This window comes from Rhodococcus sp. NPDC056506 (assembly GCF_042794945.1).
In the GTDB taxonomy this organism is placed as follows: domain Bacteria; phylum Actinomycetota; class Actinomycetes; order Mycobacteriales; family Mycobacteriaceae; genus Rhodococcus_F.
The window spans coordinates 123,200-138,297 of sequence record NZ_JBHTSW010000001.1 but is presented as its reverse complement, the minus strand read 5'-3'; the positions used below and the strand labels follow the sequence as shown (position 1 = coordinate 138,297).

The following is a 15,098-nucleotide window of genomic DNA, read 5'->3' as shown; positions in this document are numbered from 1 at the left end:
ATACCACTTGACCTCTCACCAGTGAGCACCTAAGGTCGGTACATGTTCCAACCTGTTGCACGTACCTCTGCCTCCGGCGCAGTCTTCGACCAGATTTCCGTGAAGGTGCTGGCCGGAGAGCTGGCTGCCGGCGAGGCACTACCCAGCGAGCGCAAACTCGCCGAGGCATTCGGTGTCTCGAGGCCGGCAGTCCGAGAGGCTATTCAGAAGCTCGCCCAGGCCGGACTCGTCGAGGTCCGTCAGGGCGAGTCCACGTCGGTGCGCGATTTTCGACGCCAGGCCGGACCAGAACTTCTCCCCCAACTGCTGGTTCGCGATGGTGTCCCCGACCTGACAGTGGTGCGCAGCGTCCTGGAAACTCGCGAGTTGATGGGACCACAGATCGCGGTGCTGGCGGCTCGTCGCATCTCCGCTGAATCTGCCCAGGACCTCGACGCGGCCGTGGATCATCTAGGCGCCACCGACGATCCGGTCGAGTTGCAAAGCCGCGCACTGGCGTTCTGGGACGTCGTCGTCGACAGCGCAGATTCCATTGCCTTCCGCTTGATCTTCAACAGCCTTCGAGCTGCATACGAGCCGGCCATGACGGCGCTTGCCTCCGTCATGGTGGCCGAAGTCGGCCAAACCGATCTGTATCGAAAACTGGCCTCCGCCATCACTTCACACGACGAGCCCGCCGCCGAGACCCTGGCAGCAACGCTGCTCCACACCGGTACGACGGCAATCGGCGACGCTCTCACCTTCCTGGAAGGACTGAAACCATGAGCAAGCCTCTTACCCTGGCCGATGCCGCACGGACGTTTCGTAGGTCACCGACGCCGTGGATGATCGGCACCATGCTGCTGGCCGCGGCGGCGACGCGCATTGCCTTGGGCGACTGGCAGAACACCGACGCACTTGTTCCGCTCGTGATGATCGCCGCATTCCCGTTCGTGGAGTGGATCATTCACGTCTTCGTTCTCCATTGGAAGCCGCGGACCATTGGCGGCGTCACACTCGATTCACGGCTGGCGCGAAGCCATCGGGAACACCACTTCGCGCCGCGAACCGTCTCACTCATCTTCATCCCGTGGCAGACGCTCCTGATCGTGATTCCCGTTCTGACAGCCGTCGCCCTCCTGGCGTTTCCTCGCGTCGAACTCGGCCTGACATTCCTGACCTGCATTTCCGTGCTCGGTCTCGGCTACGAGTGGACGCATTTCCTCATCCACAGTGACTACAAGCCGAAAACTGCTCTCTACCGGTCGATTTGGCGCAACCACCGCAACCACCACTTCAAGAACGAGCACTACTGGTTCACCGTCACCACCGCGGGAACTGCCGATCGCGTACTGGGCACCTACCCCGATCCCAAATCCGTCGAGACATCCCCGACGGCGAAGAACCTGCACGGCACCGCGTCAAAGCTGTGAATGAACGCCGGTTCCTGGCCCCCAGCTGGCAATGAACTTGAACTTGACTGTGTATCAGTAATTTTCGTTGAAACTCACCAGTGCCGTGCTTAGTGTCGGTGGAGTCAGAAGTTCGAAAAACGCTGTAACCGAAGGACACACCACATGTTCAACGATGTATTCAACAACGTAATCCACCCGATGGTCACGAACTTCCAGCAGTTGGGCCCCCAGCAGTTCATTCCGCAGCAGTTCATCCCTCAGGGCGTGTTCCAGCAGGCGCCGCAGGCGGCCGAGCAGGCAGTGACGATCTTCGGTAGCTGATACCGCAATCCACAGATAGCGCCACTCAGGGGTCGTCCGTCCAATATGCTGGACGGACGACCTGAGTGCCTCCGCCTGACAAGGATCCCCATGACCGCGAACACCCCCATCCACGCTTTCACCGACGACGCCCTGGGCGACCTCGACGCCACCGCCGTCGCCGCCCGGATCGAATCTGGTGAGGTGACCGCACGGGAAGTCATGGAGGCGTCGATCGCCCGCGCCGAGTCCGTGCAGGGGCAATTGAACGGTCTGGCCTGCACTGATTTCGATCGTGCCCTCGCCAGGAGCAACCGGCCTGCCAAGGGCGTCTTTGCCGGTGTCCCCACCGCGATCAAGGACAACACCGACAGCGCCGGCCTTCCCACCCAGCAGGGCAGTACCGCCTTCACCGCGATCCCCGCCAAAGCCGACAGCGATTTCGCGAAGCAGTTCCTCTCCACCGGGGCCATTTCGATCGGCAAGACTCGACTACCCGAGTTCGGATTCAGTGCGTCCACCGAATACATGACGGAAGAACCCGTCCACAACCCGTGGAATCCGGCGTACTCGTCGGGCGCTTCCTCGGGAGGCGCAGCCGCGCTTGTTGCTGCCGGCGTACTCCCGATCGCGCACGCCAACGACGGCGGTGGATCGATTCGCATTCCCGCCGCTGCCTGCGGACTGGTCGGACTCAAACCCACTCGCGGTCGTACCGTTGCCGACCCCGCCGACAAGTCGATGCCGATCCGGTTGATCGCTCAGGGCGCCGTTACTCGCACTGTTCGCGACACTGCACGATGGATGTCTGCGGCTGAGAACTACTACCGCAATCCGCGACTCGCACCGGTTCGCTTGATCGAAGGACCCAGCTCAACCCGCCTGCGCGTCGGCGTGATCACCGATTCCGTGACAGTCACCAAGACGGACGACGAGACGCGCAAGTCCGTCGAAGCTACGGCCGAACTCCTTGCCGGCCTCGGCCATCACGTCGAGGACGCAGCATTGCCCGTCGGCCCGGAATTCATCAACGACTTCAGCATCTACTGGGGATTCCTGTCGTTTGCCATCTCCACCGGTGGCAAACAGATGCTCGGACCCGACTTCGACAAGTCCGCCACCGACAATCTCACCAAGGGACTCTACACGCTGTACCGGAAGAACCTGGTGAAGACGCCGCGCGTGCTCTACCGTCTGCGACGGCTCCAGCAGCAATACAGCGCCATGTTCTTGAAGTACGACGTCGTGCTCTCGCCGGCCCTGGGGCACACCACCCCCGAGCTCGGATACCTCTCTCCCGCTCAGCCTTTCGAGGAACTCTTCGACAAGCTGATCGCGTACACATCGTTCACGCCACTGAACAACATCTCCGGAGGTCCCGCGATTTCGCTACCGATGCATCAGACCAGCAACGGTTTGCCGTTGGCTTCGCATTTCTCCGCCGATCTCGGCGACGAGCGCACGCTCCTCGAATTGGCCTTCGAACTGGAAGAGGCTCAGCCCTGGAGAAGAATCCAGGACTGAGCCCCACCCGATAAATACCCTCAGTCTCGCGGTAATCCGAGCATGCGCTCACCGATCACGTTGAGCTGCACCTCGGTTGTGCCACCGTAGATGGTGGTGGCTCGGCCCGAAATGAGCTGCTCCATCGCCTTGTCGCTGGGCTGACCTGGGATGCTGACCGCTCCGGCAGCACCCAGTTCAGCGACGACGAACTCGGCGATCGATTGGCTGATCTTCATCGCCAACAGCTTGCCGACGCTCGACGTAGTACTCACGTCGATTCCCGAAAGTTGCTTGAGCACAACGCGGGAGCCGATGAGATCGATCGCCTGACTCTCCGCAACCAGCTCGCCGACACGGTAGCGGCCGATCGGGCTCAGGTCTGCCGACTTCGCGAACTTCAGCAGGTCGGTGTCCGAGGCGTACGCCTCCATCTTCTGGCTGAGCGCGACGCGCTCGCCGGCCAGCGTCGTACGGGCGACGTTCCAACCGTCGTTGACCTCGCCGACCACGTTCTCGTCGGGGATGAACACGTCGTCGAGGAACACTTCGTTGAACAGCGCCGAGCCCGTCATCTCACGCAGCGGGCGGACGGTGATGCCCGGTGTCGACATATCGAGCACGAAGTAGGTGATGCCCTGATGCTTCGGCTTGGTGGCGTCCGTGCGGGCGATCAGCATTGCCCAGTCGGAGAACTGAGCAACCGTGGTCCAGATCTTCTGACCGGTGATCTTCCAACCGCCGTCGACCTTTTCGGCCTTCGTGGACAAGGACGCAAGGTCGGAACCAGCACCGGGCTCGCTGAAGAGCTGGCACCACACCAGCTCACCCTGCAGGGTGGGCACGGCCAGCTCTTGCTTCTGCTTGTCCGAACCATGTGCCACGACGGCCTGCACGGCCCAAGTTCCCATCAGGAGCTGCGGCATCGAGATACCGGCAGCCTTGATCTCCTGGGAGATGACGATCTGCTCGAGCGGAGCGGCACTGCGTCCGTACGGCTTCGGCAGGTGCGGCTGGACCCACCCTCCGTCGCCGAGTGCAATGAGCTGGTCGTCCTCGTCGAGATCGACCAACTTGGCCAGCTCAGCCGCGATGTCGCCGCGGATCTCCTCCGCCTCGGGCGGAAGTTCGAGAACCGAAGCCCGGCTGACACCGTCAAGTGCTTGCTGCGCAACACGATTGGCACGATCCTCGCGGGTGCCGAGAATGCCGCGGATCGAGAGCGCGCGGCGGTAGTACAGGTGTGCGTCGTGCTCCCACGTGAAGCCGATGCCGCCGTGAACCTGCACGCAGTCCTGCGCTACCTGCACTGCGGCGTCCGGCACGATGACTGCTGCAATGTCGGCGGCAAAATCTGCCGTGTCGTCGCCCTTGTCCAATGCACTTGCCGCATCCCACACAACGGCGCGTGCCTGCTCGAGCGCAATGCCCATCTGCGCGCACTTGTGCTTGACGCCCTGGAACTGGCCGATGGGTCGCCCGAACTGCACACGTGTCTTGGCGTACTCCGACGCGGTGGAGACGCACCAGGACATGACGCCGACGTCTTCGGCGCCGAGAACGACTGCGGCAATGGACCGTACCCGCGCCTCGGTGAGACCGTCGAGTATCCGTTCGGCGCTGATCTGAACATTGTCGGCTTCGATCCGCGCACTACCGCGCAGCACGTCGATGCTGTCCTGAACGGTGATCGCGACTGCGCTGCTCTCGAGCACCGCGTAGCGAACCCCCTCGGGCAACTGGATCGGAACCAGCAGCACGTCGGCGTGTTCACCGCCGAGCACACCGTCGAGTGCGCCCGTGACCTTGTACCCACTGTCCGACGACTCGGCCGCCAACGGTGCACCCAAGGCAACTGCTGCCGTCCGGCTTCCGTCGATCAGGCCGGGCAGGAACTCGAGTCCCGCCTTGGAATCGGCGGCACCGAGAACGGCGCTTGCCAATACCGTCGGGACAAATGGGCCGGGAGAGACTGTGCGGCCCAGCGCTTCCAGTGCCACGGCCAAGGTCAGCAGACCGGCGCCGTGCCCACCCTGCTCTTCCGGAACCGCGAGCCCGAGAAGGTCTTGCCCGACCAGTGCCGTCCAGAACTCGGGGAACTTGTCCTCGGTCCGTGACTCCACCGCCGCGCGCACCTGCTCGGTGGTGATGGTGCGCTCGGCGAAGGAGCGCACCGAATCTGCAAGCGCGGTGTGTTCCTCACTCAGCCCGAGGCCGAGTTCGTATGCGTTGCGTGCCATGCGCTTACAGACGTTCTGCGAGGTCGGCGGTGGTCCAGGGACCCTCGCTCTCGATGGTGTTCACGCCGTGCCAACCGGCGAGTTCCGTGATGGCCCCACCCTGAACGGCGTACACCTTGCCGGTGAGCTTGCAGTCCGCGGCCGCGAGATACGCCACCAGCGGCGAGATGTTGGACGGCGCAAACGCGTCGAACTCACCCTCGGGGACCTCGGCCGCGAAGAGCGCACCCATACCGGGTGTCGCCAGCGTAAGTCGAGTACGCGCGATCGGCGCAATTGCGTTGACGCGCACGCCGTATCGATCGAGCTCGTCAGCGGCCACCAAAGTCAGGGCCGCGATGCCCGCTTTGGCTGCGCCGTAGTTGCCCTGGCCCGCATTCGGCATGAAGGTACCCGAAGCCGAGGCGGTGTTGATGACCGAAGCATTGACGGTCTCCCCTGCCTTGCTCTGGTCCTTCCAGTACGCGGCAGCGTGGTGCAGCGTCGCTGCGTGCCCCTTGAGGTGCACGGCAATGACTGAGTCCCATTGGCTCTCGTCCATGCCGGCGATGAAGGCGTCACGAAGAATGCCGGCGTTGTTGACCAGGATGTCGAGTCGGCCGAACTCACTGACGGCCTGCTTGACGAGGCCCTCGGCGCCGTCCCAGGTGGCGATGTTGTCGGTGTTGGCGACGGCTTTGCCGCCTGCAGCGACGATCTCGTCGACTACCTGCTGCGCGGGGCCGGCGTCTGCACCGGAACCGTCGTTTGCTCCGCCGAGATCGTTGACCACGACGCTCGCACCCTCACGAGCGAAGAGCAGCGCATGCTCACGGCCGATGCCGCGTCCTGCTCCGGTGATGATCGCTACGCGACCGTCGAGACTTCCCATCAGTTCAGATTCCCATCAGTTCAGTTGTCGGACATGAAGACTCATTTGTCAGTGATGACAGCAAGGCCGTCCTTGATGACGAGGTCACCGACCGCGCTGGTTTCGTACGAGTACGACGTGGCTCCGTCTGCCGAACCCGACTTGTAGAACACCGTCTCGATGTCCTGGGTCGGGAGTACGGGCTTCGCGAATCGCACTGCGAGACGGCGCAACCGCTCGGTCTCGCCGCCGGCCAGTTCGGTCAGGGCTCCCCACGACGTGAACGCCATCGTGCACAGTCCGTGGTTGATAATTCCGGGGAGACCGGACATTCGAGCGATCTCTTCGTCGAGGTGGATCGGCATCGGATCACCGGACGCCGGCGAGTACCGGAACGTCTGGTCCTCGTCGATGTGCTGATTGACCACCGCTGCCGGACTACCAGCACGAAGAGCGTCGTCGAATCGGTGTTCGGGAGCCTTCTCACCCAAGCCGGGGCCCGCGTCGACCTTGCGAAAGAACGCCGTCATCCACTGCTCGTTGACCAATTCACCCTTGTCGGTTTTGGTTTCGACGTAGATGACGACGGTGGAACCGTTGTCGCGACCCTCGAAACCGATGGGCTTGGCGCGAGCGACCAGATGGTCACCGGGGTAGATCGGACGGTGGAACAGGAAATCCTGCTCACCGTGAACGAGCTTCATCAGCAGTTCCACCGGTGCCACCGACAGGGCAGCCGGTGCCATCGACATGAAGACGGGTACCACCGCGAAGACCGGCGGAGCGATCTCGCCCTTCAGATGTCGCTCGATGGGATCGTTGGTGGCAGCGGCATATTCGGCGATACGCTCGGCTGTCACCTCGAAGTGCTCCGGATCAGTCCATACATCCAGTCCGGAAGTATCGAATTCGACCGCGTTGGTCTTCGGTGTCGTCATCGAGCGTTATCCGACCAGCTCGGCGAACTTCGCCAGCGAAGCCTCGAGGTCAGCCTTGGCGTTCTTGGCGACTGCCTTGCCGATCGGCCCGACGATCATGGTGCCCTTGAAGCTGGCGTCGACGGTTGCCTTCGAGCCTGCACCGTCGGCCTCGACCGAGAGGATGAATTCGACGGTGACACCGGCCATTCCGGTTCCGGCGATCTTGACCATCTTCGGAACCTCGACCTCTTCGACGGTCCATTCGATCTTGTTGGCCATACCCATCACGGAGACGACCTCGGTGAACTTGGCGCCCAACGCAACCTCGGTGGGGAGTTCACTCTTCCAGCCCTGGTGAATGGTGAGCCACTCTTCCCAGCGAGACAGGTCGGAGAGCGCATCCCAGGTCTTCTCGGGGGACGCGGGCAGTACGGCGGAGACGGAAACGGAAGCCATGATGAAACTCCTAGTGGGTAGCTAGCGGGTTGAGGGTGTGATTCAGCGTGCGTAGGGCTTGTATGCGGTCACGACGACTGCGCCGCCGAGTCCGATGTTGTGCTGGAGTGCAACCTTTGCGCCGTCGACCTGACGCTTGTCGGCGGTTCCGCGGAGCTGCCAGGTGAGTTCGGCACACTGTGCGAGGCCCGTTGCTCCGAGGGGGTGGCCCTTCGAGATGAGGCCGCCGGACGGGTTGACCACCCAGCGTCCGCCGTAGGTGGTGTCGTCGGCGTCGACGAGCTTGCCGCCGTCACCTTCGGCGCACAGCCCGAGCGCCTCGTAGGTCAGCAACTCGTTGGTGGAGAAGCAGTCGTGGAGTTCGATGACGTCGACGTCGTCGGCGGTGATCCCGGCCTGTGCATATACCTTCTCGGCGGCCTTCCGAGTCATGTCGGCGCCGACGAGGCTGATGGCGCTCTTGTCCTCGAAAGTGCTGTTCATGTCGGTGACCATGGCCTGCCCGACGATCTCGATCGCCTGAGCAGCGAGGCCGTGCTTCTCGACAAATGCTTCGCTGGCGATGATCGCCGCGCCGGATCCGTCCGAGGTGGGCGAGCACTGGAGCTTGGTGAGTGGCCCGTGAATCTGGCGTGCTTCGAGGATCTGCTCGAGGGTGTACTCGTCCTGGAACTGCGCGTACGGGTTGTTGAGCGAGTGCTTGTGGTTCTTGACGGCGATCTTCGCGAACTGCTCGGCAGTGGTTCCGAAGCGTTCCATGTGCTCGACGCCGGCCGCGCCGAACATGTACGGAGCGGGCGGCATCGCGAACTCCTGCAGCTCGGCGAGAGCGAGGAGGTGCCGCATGAGTGGCTGTTCGCGGTCGTCGTAGGTGGATCCGAGCGACCCGGACTGCATCTTCTCGAAGCCCAGCGCCAATGCGCAGTCGGCCTGACCGCTCTTGACTGCCTGCGTGGCGAGGTAGAGCGCGGTCGATCCCGTCGAACAGTTGTTGTTGACGTTGACGATGGGGATGCCCGTCAGACCCAGCTCGTAGACAGCCCGCTGACCTGCGGTGGACTCGCCGTAGACGTAGCCGACGTATGCCTGCTCGACCTCGGAGTAGTCGATCCCTGCGTCTTCGAGCGCCTTGGTACCCGACTCGCGTGCCATGTCGGGGTAGTCCCACTCGCGGGATCCCGGCTTCTCGAATTTCGTCATGCCGACGCCGACGACAAAAACCCTGTTACTCATTGCCACTCCTGAAGAGAACGGTATCTGTGTGTGACACGCTGTCCCACCAAAGTATGTGAGACATCTTGTCCAGTCAATGGCGGGGTGAGTATCGTTCGATTTATGACAAAAACAGCCGAGTCGGCGCAGCCCGACGGGCGCAGCACTCGCTGGAATGATCACAAGGAACAGCGCAAAGCGCGGATCCTCGACGCAGCCCTCGACGCAGTCAACGAAGGTGGCGCCGACGTCGGCGTCCAACAAATCGCCGAGCGTGCCGACGTCCCCCGTTCCGTTGTCTACCGGATCTTCAAGGATCGAGCCGACCTCGACGAGCAGCTGCGAGTCCGCATCCTCGAGATGATGATGACCGACCTGACCCCCACCCTCACGCCGCAAGGCACCGTCGGCGAGGCTATCTCGCGGGCCGTCGACACATACCTTCGCTGGATTGTGAAATACCCACGACTGCATCACTTTTTGGGCAAGGGATCCCCGAGCACCCGAGCCACCGGTTCAAAAGTGGTGACCGGAACGAAGACAGCCATCGCCGTCCAGTTGGGAAACCTGTTGGGCGCGATCCTCACCAGCCGCGGCAAATCGTCGAAGATGGCGGAGCCCTTGGCTTTCGGCGTGATCGGCTTGGTCGACGTCAGCGTCAACCGTTGGCTCAGCCAACCAGGTTCCGACGTGACCAGCGCAGAATTGGCCGAATTCCTCGAACGCTCCATCTGGCAGGTTCTCGACGGCAATCTCCGGAGCATCGGCGTCGACATAACGCTGTCGACCCCGATCGCCGACCTGTGACAGTCACCGAAACACCCTGGATACTCGACGGACGCGGACTTCAACTGATCCACGTCCCATCACCAGCCCTAAACGCATTGGGTGACGATGACGCCACTCTCGCAATGGAACTCGCACCCGAAATCCTGACCCCGTATCTCCTCGGCGAAGAATGCCAGGGCTTGTGGCGCTACCGGAGCAAGCAGATAGCAGAGAACCCGCACGACAGCGCTTGGATCACCCGCATCGCGGTCGACACTCGGACGTCGACGCCGGTGGGGTTGGCCGGATTTCACGGCCGTCCCGACGCGCGCGGGATGGTCGAGATGGGATATCGCATCGACCCGGCGTTTCGACGACAGGGCTACGCACGAACCGCCCTCGAGATACTTCTCGACGTCGCGAGTCGGGAATCCGAAGTACACATCGTTCGCGCGACCATCAGCCCGGACAATGCCGCATCTCGAAACCTGATCAGCCAGTACAATTTTTGCGAAGTCGGTGAGCAGTGGGACGAAGAAGACGGTCTGGAAACAATCTTCGAAGTCAGTGCCTCTCGATCGGCCGAGGCCGCCAGCGATTGATCACACCGAATACCGACAAGGTAAGAATGTCGGGAGTCAACCGCACGGCAACATCACGCACCGCCGCCAGCGGGCGACTCGCTGGCATCACGACGGTTGACATGTGCCGCGAAATCCATTGAACAGCTAGAACTCTACGACGCCGAGCCTTTGTGTAGCCAGCGAGATCGTGCGCATAGGCAGCAAGAGTAACGGCGTCCTCGATCGCCAAAGCGGCACCTAGCCCGAGGTGGGGTCGCATGGCATGAGCGGCATCTCCGATCAACGCAACTTTGCCGCGTGTCAACAACTTCGGGGTCCGAATCTCGAGCAACTCGTTCTCGATGATGCGAGCCGGATCAGCGTTCGCGACCAGTTGCGACACCGGTTCGGGCCAGTCGGCAAAATGCGCGAGACTCTCGACGCCGCGTTGCGCACCCGCGAAGGCGTAGGTGCGGTTGCCCGCCAACGGGAGAATCCCGAACTCCCCTCGAATCCCCCACACCTGTCCGACAAAATCCGGCGGTGGGCCATCGACGATCCAGCGCCAAGCTGACACTCCGGTATGTACCACGGTTCCCTCGCCGGGCCAGAGCTGCTGTCGCACAACACTGTGCACACCATCCGCGGCAACGACAAGGTCGTATCGAGCGGTATCACCCGCGGTGACTATCTCGCCGCGGCCGTGATCTCCGCAGCCAACACCCGTCACCCTGGTTCCGGTGCGTAGACACTCGGCGGGGAGGGCGCGAACCAACACCTCGATCAGATCGGCGCGGTGGATTGTCACCAGATCGCGTCCGCCGGCGAGGTCACCAATTCTGCGCGTCACCAGATTTTGCCCGCGCAGATTCCTGATCGCGCCCGAGCTGTACGGAAGGGAGTTAGCCCTGACCTGTTCACCTACACCGATTTCGTCCAACGCTGCCAGCGCGTTGGGAAACAGCACGACGGCGGCGCCTACCTCCGTGAACTCGGACGCACGCTCGTACACGGTGACATCCCAGCCTGCTTTGCGGAGCGCGATGGCAGCCGTCAGCCCGCCAATTCCCCCGCCGACGATTCCAGCGCTTTGTCCTTCCGGCACAGGTCAGATCCTCTCCGGAACTGTGACAGCCGTCAACCCGCTGGTGTTGTCGGTCCAGTGAATGGCTCGATCCTCCAGCATTACCGGCGTCCACAACCTGTATGTCTTCACCTGATGGTGATGACGACACAGGCATTGGAGGTTGCTCGCAATGGTCCACCCACCACGTCTCGGATCGGATGGATCGAATTCCGTGACGTGGTCGAGTTGGCACCTGTTCGCGGGCACCGAACAGCCAGGGAACCGGCAGTGACCGTCGACGGCCCGCACCAATGCGGCCAGTGCCGCTCCCGGAGCGTAGGTCAGCGCGCCGGGAGGTGGATCGGGTTGGGCGCCATGCCCATCCGATCTTCGAACTATGTCCGGGGATCGCGCGACCAACCGTTGCATTTCCCGAATCCGATCCCCGCAGCCTTTCGGTTCGCGACTTGGGCGATCACGTCGGGTGACAATCGGCAGGACAGCCGGAGCATGTTGCCGGCGCGGTCGATTTCCGGCGGCCTGGGCGCGGAAATCTACGAACAAAGCCTGCCAGGTGGAATCAGCAGCAAGCTCGCGAGCAAAATCAGGATCGATCGGTCCGTACCCGTCGATGCTCGCGGGATCTGACGTCAATCCGAGGAGCGTCGCCAGATCACACACGATGTGCAACAACGGCTTCCGACGTGAGGATGTAGTTGATTGGGCTTCCGTGGATGCAGCCTCGCACGTTTCGCTGCCACACTGGCAACGTATCCCGTTCTCGCCGTGCAGGAGAGCGACCAGCGCATCGGCCCTACGGGTCAAGACATTTCGCGGATCGTTGGTGCAGACACTTCCGGCGGCCTCGTTGATCAGGCCGAGCGCTTCGACGGCCTCGCTGGCGCTGAGTGTTGCCTGCAACTGCGCGAGGCCGTGACGTTCGGCACGCGTACGGACATCGCGGTGCTCCAGCATCTTCCGGCGACGTTCGGCAGCAGCATCCGGATCGTAGGCAAAGAGCTGACGTTCGATGTCGCGCTCGAGTTGCCCGGGAGGAAGACGGAGCGCCGAGGCAAGTACCCGGCGCTCGAGCGCTGAGATAGCCTCGGGGTCGACCCCGGTGAGTCCGTCGACAATCTTGCGCACACGCGCATAGTCCAGCTCGCCGGCAGCGAAGGCGGCCTTGGTGAGCGGAAGGAACTCCCGTAGGGCATCACCGATCTCGACGTGGACTTCGGCAGTACGACGTGAGCAAGTGAGCATGACCGCAATCTCGTTGCATGCAATCCGCCACGCCTTGTCGACATCACCGGACGCGTCGAGTTCGGTGATGAATCTCGACTCCGACAACATGGATGCGCCGAGCACCTTCTGCGCGGCAAGCATGTTCTCACTCTGCGCCGTTGCAAAGAGCATGTCCGGCAGCACGAGTGGGTCGAAGACAGGACGGCCGTCATCGACGGATCTCCCCACACCGCTCGTCAATCCATCATCGAACATACATTCGACACTAAGCCCGCCCACCGACAAGAAAGCTAGAGTGCCGGTTTGTATCCCTTACCTTGCATCCACGCCAGCACGTCCAACACCCTGATGACCGGGATGGATTCGTCGAGACCTGCACGTGTACGTAGGTCGAGGAGTCGACTCTGCAACTCGCCTTCCCGCATGGCTGCGCGAACCGGCTCCAAGTGGGCCGACTTCGTTCCCAACTCTCGACCGATGACGTCGTCGTAGATCGGATAGAACCTCGGACGCTTGCGGGCGATGAGCTTGGACGCCATGGTTCGCCCGACGCCGTGAATCTCTCGAAGCGCCGTCTCCAAACGCCACACCGGAGATTCCGGGGTGAAGGGGCCGGGTTCGTTCGAGAGATCGCGATCTGGTCCGACGTCGGCCAGAAGGCGGTTCAATTCGGCGTTGTTTTCGCCGAGAAGGAAGAAGGCTCCCTGCGCCGGAACCTGAACCGACAGAAGCGTCACCGCAACAAGGTCTTCCGCGGTGAAGATGTTTGCATCACGCTCGCGATTGCCACTGGGATCCCAGGAATCCCACAGCGCGCCGGTTCGCAGATAACCCGTCTTGCGGAGCGGTCGCGTGAAGTATTCCTCCAACACGTCGAGCGCGCCGGAATCGTCCCCGTCACGCAGCACACGTGGGAGGCGGATGGGCAACTGATCAACCATGGTCGAGCGACCTTTCCAATACGTACTTGGCAAATCCAGAGTTGTGATACTGCCGGAATGGGCCCTTGCCCTTGGCAACAAGATGCTCCGCGAGTGGACGAACCGTCGTCACGTCGACGGGCAGTCGAGCAAACTGCTCCAACGCATCCGAGTCCTCGAGACTGCAGTCGATCACGGTCCCGTCGCCGTCGGCCGACGCCAATTCCGTGCGTCTGATGGCGACCAGATCGTGCTTGGCGTCGAGTTCTTCGATGCTGCAGCCGGTTCGCGATTCCAGTGCCGAACTGGACAGGTACACGGACATCACGTGCTCGATCGGCTCACCGCCGACGAGATGGCACTCGACGCTCAGAATCTCCATCGGACCGATGTTGAGTGTGAACAACCGATGGCGCTCCGCCGATCGGTTGGTCGACGGCAGGCAACTGATCGTCCACTGTTCGATCTCGACGTCGGCCGGCGCGTCGAACGCGTAGGAGAGAACCTCGGCAATCAGCTCTGCAAGATCTTCGAAGAGCGGGTCGCGCTGCAACCGCTCGAAATTCTCGACAGAAGCGGCGGGACGCACAGGCGCCTTGCTCACGCAGGTCCCCTCTCGTCCGGTGCTTTGCTCTCAGACCTCGCGTCCAAGGTACCCAGCCCTACGCGGGTCTCGCGCGTTCGCCCTCACATACACCCTCGCGTTATGGTTCTCGACACGTACCACCGCCTTACCGATCGCTAACTCGAGGAGCACACGAAGTGGAAATCAAGGGAACCGCAGCACTGGTCACCGGAGCGGCATCAGGCCTCGGCGCCGCAACAGCCAAGCGCCTCGCCGACGCCGGCGCTACCGTCTTCGGCCTGGATCTGCCCGCGTCGATCGAGCGCGCAGGCGACAACGTCCCCGCCGGCGTCACCCTCATCCCCACCGACGTGACCAGCGGCGAAGAGGTCGAAGCAGCGATCAACCAGATCGTCGAGTCGGGCTCCCCGCTGCGCATCGTCGTCAACTGTGCCGGTGTCGGCTGGGCCGGACGCATCCTGTCCAAGAAGGGTCCGCACGACCTCGAGCTGTTCCGCACGGTCATCACCGTCAACCTGCTCGGCACCTTCAACGTCATGCGCTTGGCCGCCGACGCAATCGCCAAGACCGAGGCCGTCGACGAGTCGGGCCAGCGCGGCGTCGTCATCAACACCGCGTCCGTTGCCGCCTTCGAAGGACAGATCGGCCAGATCGCGTACTCCGCTTCCAAGGGCGGCGTGCACGGCATGACGGTTCCGGCTGCCCGTGACCTCGCGCAGTTCGGCATCCGCGTCAACACGATCGCTCCCGGCATCATCGACACCCCGATGCTCGCAGGCGTCACCGACGAGTACCGCAAGGGCCTCGAAGCCGGCGTCCCGTTCCCGTCACGTCTGGGCCAGCCGTCCGAGTACGCGCAGCTCGCGCAGATGATCGTCGAGCACGACTACCTCAACGGCGAGACCATCCGCATGGACGGCGCACTGCGCATGGCGCCGCGCTAACTTCCCTGCTGTGCGCCTTTATTAAACGCCCGCGGGTTAAAAAATAGCACAACGCTGAGAAACCAAGAAAAAATAAAACAATTGGTTTTTGAGTTTGGCGCAGGGACACACACACAAAACGAGCCCGCCAA

Annotated in this window: 16 protein-coding genes; 7 read left to right on the top strand and 9 right to left on the bottom strand. The window is 62.6% G+C overall.

Annotated elements, in window-relative coordinates; genetic code table 11:
* The first annotated feature begins 42 nt into the window (after nucleotides 1-42).
* From ACFQ6H_RS00620 to ACFQ6H_RS00605, 4 genes are all read left to right on the top strand, one after another.
* Entirely contained in the window at nucleotides 43-765 is a 723-nt protein-coding gene (locus ACFQ6H_RS00620; RefSeq protein WP_378642682.1) for a FadR/GntR family transcriptional regulator, read from the top strand.
* A complete protein-coding gene (locus ACFQ6H_RS00615) occupies nucleotides 762-1,412 on the top strand; it encodes a sterol desaturase family protein (RefSeq protein WP_378642678.1) in 651 nt (216 codons plus the stop codon). The genes ACFQ6H_RS00620 and ACFQ6H_RS00615 overlap by 4 nt, the downstream gene beginning before the upstream one ends.
* Nucleotides 1,413-1,556: 144 nt before the next feature.
* Complete coding sequence (locus ACFQ6H_RS00610) at nucleotides 1,557-1,715, top strand: hypothetical protein (RefSeq protein WP_003944172.1); 159 nt, start codon at nucleotides 1,557-1,559, stop codon at nucleotides 1,713-1,715.
* A 90-nt stretch (nucleotides 1,716-1,805) separates the two neighbouring features.
* Complete coding sequence (locus ACFQ6H_RS00605) at nucleotides 1,806-3,218, top strand: amidase (RefSeq protein WP_378642673.1); 1,413 nt, start codon at nucleotides 1,806-1,808, stop codon at nucleotides 3,216-3,218.
* Between the two features lie 20 nt (nucleotides 3,219-3,238).
* Here ACFQ6H_RS00605 and ACFQ6H_RS00600 read toward each other — a convergent pair whose 3' ends face one another.
* Genes ACFQ6H_RS00600 through ACFQ6H_RS00580 form a run of 5 tightly spaced genes read right to left on the bottom strand, consistent with a single transcriptional unit; the run spans nucleotide 3,239 to nucleotide 8,896 of the window.
* Nucleotides 3,239-5,437, bottom strand: a complete 2,199-nt coding sequence (locus ACFQ6H_RS00600; protein WP_378642669.1) for an acyl-CoA dehydrogenase — start codon at nucleotides 5,435-5,437, stop codon at nucleotides 3,239-3,241.
* Nucleotides 5,438-5,441: 4 nt separating this feature from the next.
* On the bottom strand, nucleotides 5,442-6,308 hold the full coding sequence (locus ACFQ6H_RS00595) for an SDR family oxidoreductase (protein WP_378642664.1): 867 nt from the start codon (nucleotides 6,306-6,308) through the stop codon (nucleotides 5,442-5,444).
* Nucleotides 6,309-6,349: 41 nt separating this feature from the next.
* Nucleotides 6,350-7,225: a MaoC/PaaZ C-terminal domain-containing protein gene (locus tag ACFQ6H_RS00590; protein WP_378536437.1), complete on the bottom strand. Its 876-nt coding sequence runs from the start codon at nucleotides 7,223-7,225 to the stop codon at nucleotides 6,350-6,352.
* Nucleotides 7,226-7,231: 6 nt separating this feature from the next.
* The gene (locus tag ACFQ6H_RS00585) at nucleotides 7,232-7,663 is read right to left on the bottom strand and encodes an SRPBCC family protein (RefSeq protein ID WP_030535858.1); all 432 of its coding nucleotides are present in this window, start codon (nucleotides 7,661-7,663) and stop codon (nucleotides 7,232-7,234) included.
* Nucleotides 7,664-7,705: 42 nt separating this feature from the next.
* Nucleotides 7,706-8,896, bottom strand: coding sequence for a lipid-transfer protein (locus ACFQ6H_RS00580; RefSeq protein WP_230816081.1), 1,191 nt, complete (start codon nucleotides 8,894-8,896; stop codon nucleotides 7,706-7,708).
* 102 nt (nucleotides 8,897-8,998) lie between these two features.
* Here ACFQ6H_RS00580 and ACFQ6H_RS00575 point away from each other — a divergent pair, with 102 nt between their 5' ends.
* Together ACFQ6H_RS00575 and ACFQ6H_RS00570 are read left to right on the top strand one after the other, a co-directional pair.
* Nucleotides 8,999-9,682, top strand: coding sequence for a TetR/AcrR family transcriptional regulator (locus tag ACFQ6H_RS00575; protein WP_378536435.1), 684 nt, complete (start codon nucleotides 8,999-9,001; stop codon nucleotides 9,680-9,682).
* Nucleotides 9,679-10,245, top strand: coding sequence for a GNAT family N-acetyltransferase (locus ACFQ6H_RS00570; RefSeq protein WP_378642659.1), 567 nt, complete (start codon nucleotides 9,679-9,681; stop codon nucleotides 10,243-10,245). Before ACFQ6H_RS00575 ends, ACFQ6H_RS00570 begins: the two co-directional genes overlap by 4 nt.
* Here the strand turns inward: ACFQ6H_RS00570 and ACFQ6H_RS00565 are convergent.
* The 4 genes from ACFQ6H_RS00565 to ACFQ6H_RS00550 are packed head-to-tail and all read right to left on the bottom strand — an operon-like array spanning nucleotide 10,208 to nucleotide 14,041.
* Nucleotides 10,208-11,311, bottom strand: coding sequence for an FAD-dependent monooxygenase (locus tag ACFQ6H_RS00565; RefSeq protein WP_378642654.1), 1,104 nt, complete (start codon nucleotides 11,309-11,311; stop codon nucleotides 10,208-10,210). The two genes, ACFQ6H_RS00570 and ACFQ6H_RS00565, sit on opposite strands and share 38 nt — an antisense overlap.
* A 3-nt stretch (nucleotides 11,312-11,314) precedes the next feature.
* Nucleotides 11,315-12,772 carry a DUF222 domain-containing protein gene (locus ACFQ6H_RS00560; RefSeq protein ID WP_378642650.1) on the bottom strand — a complete coding sequence of 486 codons (1,458 nt, stop codon included), beginning with the start codon at nucleotides 12,770-12,772 and terminating at the stop codon, nucleotides 11,315-11,317.
* Nucleotides 12,773-12,807: 35 nt separating this feature from the next.
* Nucleotides 12,808-13,458 (bottom strand): DUF6308 family protein, encoded by a 651-nt coding sequence (locus ACFQ6H_RS00555; RefSeq protein ID WP_378540925.1) that lies wholly within the window; start codon nucleotides 13,456-13,458, stop codon nucleotides 12,808-12,810.
* Complete coding sequence (locus ACFQ6H_RS00550) at nucleotides 13,451-14,041, bottom strand: hypothetical protein (RefSeq protein WP_378642646.1); 591 nt, start codon at nucleotides 14,039-14,041, stop codon at nucleotides 13,451-13,453. The genes ACFQ6H_RS00555 and ACFQ6H_RS00550 overlap by 8 nt, the downstream gene beginning before the upstream one ends.
* Before the next feature lie 158 nt (nucleotides 14,042-14,199).
* Between ACFQ6H_RS00550 and ACFQ6H_RS00545 the strand changes: the two genes are divergently transcribed.
* A complete protein-coding gene (locus ACFQ6H_RS00545) occupies nucleotides 14,200-14,967 on the top strand; it encodes an SDR family NAD(P)-dependent oxidoreductase (protein WP_003944195.1) in 768 nt (255 codons plus the stop codon).
* The last annotated feature ends 131 nt before the right edge of the window (nucleotides 14,968-15,098 follow it).

Excerpts from the sequence above, each read along its gene's own strand:
- ACFQ6H_RS00620 (WP_378642682.1), top strand. The coding sequence starts at position 43 with ATGTTCCAACCTGTTGCACGTACCTCTGCCTCCGGCGCAGTCTTCGAC.
- ACFQ6H_RS00615 (WP_378642678.1), top strand. The coding sequence starts at position 762 with ATGAGCAAGCCTCTTACCCTGGCCGATGCCGCACGGACGTTTCGTAGG.
- ACFQ6H_RS00610 (WP_003944172.1), top strand. The coding sequence starts at position 1,557 with ATGTTCAACGATGTATTCAACAACGTAATCCACCCGATGGTCACGAAC.
- ACFQ6H_RS00605 (WP_378642673.1), top strand. The coding sequence starts at position 1,806 with ATGACCGCGAACACCCCCATCCACGCTTTCACCGACGACGCCCTGGGC.
- ACFQ6H_RS00600 (WP_378642669.1), bottom strand. The coding sequence starts at position 5,437 with ATGGCACGCAACGCATACGAACTCGGCCTCGGGCTGAGTGAGGAACAC.
- ACFQ6H_RS00595 (WP_378642664.1), bottom strand. The coding sequence starts at position 6,308 with ATGGGAAGTCTCGACGGTCGCGTAGCGATCATCACCGGAGCAGGACGC.
- ACFQ6H_RS00590 (WP_378536437.1), bottom strand. The coding sequence starts at position 7,225 with ATGACGACACCGAAGACCAACGCGGTCGAATTCGATACTTCCGGACTG.
- ACFQ6H_RS00585 (WP_030535858.1), bottom strand. The coding sequence starts at position 7,663 with ATGGCTTCCGTTTCCGTCTCCGCCGTACTGCCCGCGTCCCCCGAGAAG.
- ACFQ6H_RS00580 (WP_230816081.1), bottom strand. The coding sequence starts at position 8,896 with ATGAGTAACAGGGTTTTTGTCGTCGGCGTCGGCATGACGAAATTCGAG.
- ACFQ6H_RS00575 (WP_378536435.1), top strand. The coding sequence starts at position 8,999 with ATGACAAAAACAGCCGAGTCGGCGCAGCCCGACGGGCGCAGCACTCGC.
- ACFQ6H_RS00560 (WP_378642650.1), bottom strand. The coding sequence starts at position 12,772 with ATGTTCGATGATGGATTGACGAGCGGTGTGGGGAGATCCGTCGATGAC.
- ACFQ6H_RS00555 (WP_378540925.1), bottom strand. The coding sequence starts at position 13,458 with ATGGTTGATCAGTTGCCCATCCGCCTCCCACGTGTGCTGCGTGACGGG.